The organism is Dietzia sp. B44 (assembly GCF_014145245.1).
GTDB lineage: Bacteria > Actinomycetota > Actinomycetes > Mycobacteriales > Mycobacteriaceae > Dietzia > Dietzia natronolimnaea.
Window position 1 is genome coordinate 1 of the sequence record NZ_JAALEF010000220.1, and the last position, 5297, is coordinate 5297.

Sequence of the window (5297 nt, forward strand, 5' to 3'; positions counted from 1 at the left end):
CCGACCCGGTTCCGGTCCGGGCTCGCGCTCCGGGTCGTCGTCGGGTCCGGGTGCCGGGTCAGGTGCCGGGACGTCCGGGGGGTCCGGTTCCGAGAAGATCGCCGCGAGCCCCCGCCGGCCGGTCCGCCGCCGGGCCGCGCGGTTCTGGAACGACGTCCTCACCACACCGGGGCGGATGTCGGTGTTCGCGGTGGCGGCGATCGTCACCATCCTGCTCGGCGGGACCGTGGCGTCGCAGACCATCACCCAACGCCAGAGCCACCACGAGACCCTGCTGGCCGAGGTCGAGCCCGTCGCCAACGCCTCCCAGACGCTGTACAGCTCCCTGACCATCGCCGACTCGGCAGCCAACACCGCCTTCATCACCGGCGGGATAGAACCCGCCGAGCTCAGGGAGCGCTACCTCCAGGCCATCGCCACCTCGTCGGCGTCGATCATCGCCGCCTCCCTGGGCCTCGACCGAGCCGACGAGGAGTCCATCGACCAGTTGGCGCACATCAACGCCCAGTTGACCACCTACACCGGACTCGTGGAGACGGCACGGACCAACAACCGGGTCGCCAACCCGGTCGGCTCGGCGTACCTCGCGTCGGCGTCGACGCTCATGCAGGACACGATCCTGCCCGCGGCCGCCGACCTGTACGACCGCCAGTCCACGTCGGTGGGCGAGTCCGACCGCGAGTGGTCCTCGCCGCCGTGGGGGTCGTTCATCCTGCTGGGGATGGCGATCGCGGTGCTGGTGCTGCTGCAGCAGTGGCTATGGAAGATCACCGGGCGGCGGGTCAACCCGGCGTTGGCGCTGGCCTCGCTGCTCATGGTGGCGACCTTCCTGCTCACCATGATCGCCGGCTTCCTGGCCGCCAACAACAACGCGCGCGGCCTGTCCGAGGGCGCGGCACCGATGAACGAACTCACCCGGCAGCGGATCGACGCCCAGAAGGTGCGCGCGCAGGAGACGCTCAACCTGGTGCGCCGGACCGATCCCGAGGGGTCGGCGGCCGAGCGGGCCGCCATCCTCGGCGGCGTCCGTGACTCGTTGACCGTCTACCTGGACCCGGACGAGCAGTCCCGTAGCCGCATCAGCCTGGACGGCGACGGTGCCGTCACCAGCGCGATCGAGGCCCTGGACGACTGGATGGCCGCCCAGAACCGCGCCGATTCGCTCTACCAACAGGGCGACTACCAGGGGGCCATCACCATCTCCTCGGGCCAGGAGGAGGGCGATTCCGGTGCCGCGTTCGACGAGTTCGACGAGTCCATGCAGGACGCCATCGAGGAGGCCCGCGACACGCTGCGCACGCGCATCGACAACGCGCGGCGCACCTCCGCCACCGGGCCGGACCTGATCATGGCCTTGTCCGCCCTGGCCGCGTTCGCCGTGGTCGTGGGCATCGCACCCCGGATCAGGGAGTACCTGTGAGCGCGCGGATGAGGTGGTGGGCCGGGCGGCGGACCGCCCGCGTGGTGACCGGGGGCGTTCTGGTCGCCGCCCTGGCGCTCGCCGGAGCGTGCGGGGTCGACGACGACGAGGCGCGCGGCGGCGACGGCGGGCCGGACCGGGAGATGATCTCCGAGTCGGATCACGTGGGGATCCCGGAGGTGTCCGCGGTGATGCCGCTGCCGGCCGGAGCGGTGATCAGCACCGACGGCCCGACAGGACTCCCCCAGGTGACCCCCGACGAGTCCTGCGACCCGCTGCCGAGCCTGCGCCCGGACGACGCCCCGCCCGAGGAGCGCGTCCCCCGCATCAGGCAGCGGGGGCGGCTGATCGTGGGGCTGGACCAGGGCTCCAACCTGTTCTCCTTCCGTGACCCGGGCACGGGGCAGCTCACCGGCTTCGACGTGGACCTGGCCCGCGAGATCGCCCGGGACATCTTCGGCGATCCCGGCCAGGTCGAGTTCCGTTCCCTGACCTCGGTCAACCGGATCGAGGCGTTGGAGAACAACCAGGTCGACGTGGTGATCCGGTCGATGTCCATCACGTGCGCGCGGCGCGAGCTGATCACCTTCTCGGTGCCGTACTACCAGGCCTACCAGCGCGTGCTGGCGGTGCGGGGCTCCGGGATCACCGAGATCGAACACCTCGAGGGCCGACGGGTGTGCGTGGCGGCCGGCACCACCTCGGCCTCCCGACTGTGGGAGGAGCTGCAGCGGCTCACGGTGCTGTCGGTCAACACGTGGGCCGACTGCCTGGTGGCCATCCAGCAGAACCAGGTGGACGCCATCACCACGGACGACGCGATCCTGGTGGGCATCACCGCCCAGGATCCGTACCTGGAGATCGTCGGGCCGCAGCTCAACGCGGAGCCGTACGGGGTGGGCATCGCCAAGTCGACCCCCGGCAACAACACCGACGGGCTGGTCCGGCAGGTCAACTCGACCCTCGAGCGGATCCGGGCCGACGGCACGTGGAACCGCATGTACTCCACGTGGCTCTCAGGGCTCGGCCCGAGCCCCGGGATGCCCGAACCGGCCTACGTGCCGGAGGAGCCGAGATGAGCTACCGGAAATGGGATGACGGGCCCGCGGTCGACGAGCCGACCGCGGGGACCGAGGCCACGTTCCGCCCCGAGCCGGGGTCGGTCACCGGTGCACTCGAGGTGACGGGCGCGGCGGGACACACGGAGGCGGTGGGGCACACGGAGACGCGGGGGCACACAGAGGCGTCATGGGACGGCGAGGCGACGGAGGCCACGTCGGCGGTCGCCGCCACCGGTGCGATGCAGGCCACCGGGGCGATCTCCGCGACCGGGGCCGTCTCCATGACGGGATACCTCGAGGACACCGCGGGGTCGGGCAGCACCTCGGACGCATCCGGCAGCCCGGGCTCCCGCGACGACGAGGCGGGTGCCGTCACCGGGCCCGTGGCCACCGCGGACACCACCGACGACCCCGAGTCGCGTACCCGATCGGTCCCCGCCGAGCGGCCCTCCGCCCGGACCGGCGAGGTCACCACCGGCGACCGAACCGGATCCGCACCGTTCCGGATGCGGCAACCCAGCAAGCCCGAGGACCGGCCGAGTCCGGCGTCGGAGGGGCTGGTGGACCTGCCGTACATCATCCCGGTGGACCCCAACTCGGCCATGCTCTCGCCGGAGGACATCGAGGCCGAGTGCGAGGCCTCCGGTGGCCGTCTCCCGCGGCCCGAGCTCCGGCCCGGCGACGTGGTGGCCGACCAGTACGAGGTGCGCGGCGCGCTCGCCCACGGCGGGATGGGCTGGATCTACCTCGCGGTGGACCACAACGTCTCCGACCGGTGGGTGGTGCTCAAGGGCCTGCTCCACGCCGACCAGGCGGAGGCGCAGGAGGTGGCGGTGGCCGAGCGCGAGATCCTGGCCGAGCTCTCCCACCCGTCGATCGTCCGGATCTACAACTTCATCCACGACGACTGGGCCACCTCGCCCACGCACGGCGGGTACATCGTCATGGAATACGTCGGCGGCCCCAGCCTGCGGGACGTGCGGCGGTCGGCGCCCGGCCGGGTCCTGCCCGTGGAGAAGGCGATCGCGTACGTCCTCGAGGCCCTCACAGCGCTGTCCTACCTGCACTCCGTGGGACTGGTCTACAACGACCTCAAGCCCGAGAACATCATGCTCACCGAGGACCACGTCAAGCTCATCGACATGGGCGCCGTCTCGGGCGTGGGCGACTACGGGCACATCTACGGCACCCCGGGCTTCCAGGCACCGGAGATCCCCGTGACCGGCCCCACCATCGCCTCCGACCTGTACACCGTGGGGCGCACCCTGGCCTCGCTGATCGTCCGGCTCCCGGTGGTCGACGGCCGCTACGCCGACGGGATCCCCTCCCCCGTCGAGGAGCCGGTGTTCAGCCGGTACGACTCGCTCTACCGGTTCCTGCTGCGCTCCACCAACGAGGACCCGAACATGCGGTTCCGTAGCGCCAACGGGATGGCCGGGCAGCTCATGGGGGTGCTGCGGGAGGTGCTGGCGCTGCGCACCGGGAAACCACACCCCGCGTTCTCCTCGGTGTTCTCGCCGCAGCGGTCCACCTTCGGCACGCTGTTCACGGTCGAACCGACCGACTTCCTCGTCGACGGCCACGCCCGCGACACCACCCTGACCGGGGCCGAACTCGTCGACGCCCTGCCCGTGCCACTGATGGAATCCTCCGATCCCGCCGGGCGCATCCTCGCCGCCACCTCGTACACCTCCGTCGAGCAGCGGATCGACACGCTCCGTGAGCTGTACTCCGACTCGGAGTCCGAGGCCCACGAGAGCGTGGGCGTGATCATGTCGCTCACCCGCGCCTACCTCGAGAGCGGCGACCTCGCGGCGGCCGAGGCGCTGCTGGAGGAGAACGCCCACCGACTGCGCTCGGAGTGGCGCCTGGTCTGGTACGTCGGGGTGATCGCGCTGCTCAAGGGCGACCCCGTGGGCGCGTATCCCAAGTTCCAGCAGGTGTTGTCTGCCATGCCGGGCGAGAACGGCCCCAAGTTGGCGCTGGCCGCGACGGCCGAACTCATCCTCGACGTGTGCCCGGAGGGGGACCGGACCCGCTGGGCGCGCTCGAGCGAGCACTTCTACCGCACGGTGTGGTCGGTGGACCGGGCGGCGGTCAGCTCCGCGTTCGGGCTGGCGCGTCAGCTGCAGCGGCGCGGAGAGGTGTCGGCCGCGATCGAGGAACTGGACCGGGTGCCGCCCAATTCGCGCTATTCGGCGCTGGCCAACCTCACGGCGATCCTGCTGCTGTGCCAGGGGCGGCCCCTGCAGGAGACCGAAGAATCCCACCTGCGGGAGGCCGCGCGCCGGGTCACCAACCTGTCCGCCGGCGAGCACCGGGCGTTCCAGATCCGGCTGACAGTGCTCACCACCGCGCTCGCCTGGATCCAGCTTCCCGGCAACGAGCCCTCGCCCTCACCGTTGATGCGCGGGGTGCCCTTCACCGAGTTCGGACTGAGGACGGGCGCCGAAACCGTGCTGCGGACCCTCGCGCGGTCCACCGAGACGCGTCAGCAGCGCTTCCGCCTGGTGGACCAGGCCAACAGCATCCGGCCGAGGACGATGTTCTGACCCGTCCCGGGGACCGGATGCTCAGTCCTCGGGGTCGCTGCGCCGCCGGGAGGCCCACAGGATCAGGGTCACCCCGGCCGCGGCGGCGGTGAGCGCCCACAACAGCAGGTCGGTCGCGCCCACACCCGTCTCCGCCAGGGATCCGCGGACCTGCGAGTTGGCGCGTGCCCACTCCGACGACGGCGCGCCCTCGCGCGGCGTCACCGAGTTCACCGGAATCTGCCCGGGGCCGTTGGCGCCGTCGGGTCCGGCGGGCGAGGGCGT

4 protein-coding genes are annotated in these 5297 nt (G+C 71.5%); 3 read left to right on the forward strand and 1 reads right to left on the reverse strand.

Features of this window, described 5'->3' with window-relative positions:
• From G6017_RS08130 to G6017_RS08140, 3 genes are all read left to right on the forward strand, one after another.
• Positions 1-1420, forward strand: a 1420-nt coding sequence (locus G6017_RS08130; RefSeq protein WP_182616870.1) for a GlnX family signal transduction membrane protein, incomplete at its 5' end; no start/stop codon positions are given.
• 8 nt (positions 1421-1428) lie between these two features.
• Positions 1429-2499: a glutamate ABC transporter substrate-binding protein gene (locus tag G6017_RS08135; RefSeq protein ID WP_182616876.1), complete on the forward strand. Its 1071-nt coding sequence runs from the start codon at positions 1429-1431 to the stop codon at positions 2497-2499.
• Positions 2496-5033 carry a tetratricopeptide repeat protein gene (locus G6017_RS08140; protein ID WP_182616872.1) on the forward strand — a complete coding sequence of 846 codons (2538 nt, stop codon included), beginning with the start codon at positions 2496-2498 and terminating at the stop codon, positions 5031-5033. Before G6017_RS08135 ends, G6017_RS08140 begins: the two co-directional genes overlap by 4 nt.
• 21 nt (positions 5034-5054) lie before the next feature.
• Here the strand turns inward: G6017_RS08140 and G6017_RS08145 are convergent.
• Positions 5055-5297 (reverse strand): hypothetical protein (locus tag G6017_RS08145; protein ID WP_182616874.1); only part of this gene is annotated, 243 nt, incomplete at its 5' end.

Bases quoted from the DNA above. Each gene is read 5' to 3' on its own strand.
- G6017_RS08135 (WP_182616876.1), top strand. From the start codon at position 1,429: ATGAGGTGGTGGGCCGGGCGGCGGACCGCCCGCGTGGTGACCGGGGGC.
- G6017_RS08140 (WP_182616872.1), top strand. From the start codon at position 2,496: ATGAGCTACCGGAAATGGGATGACGGGCCCGCGGTCGACGAGCCGACC.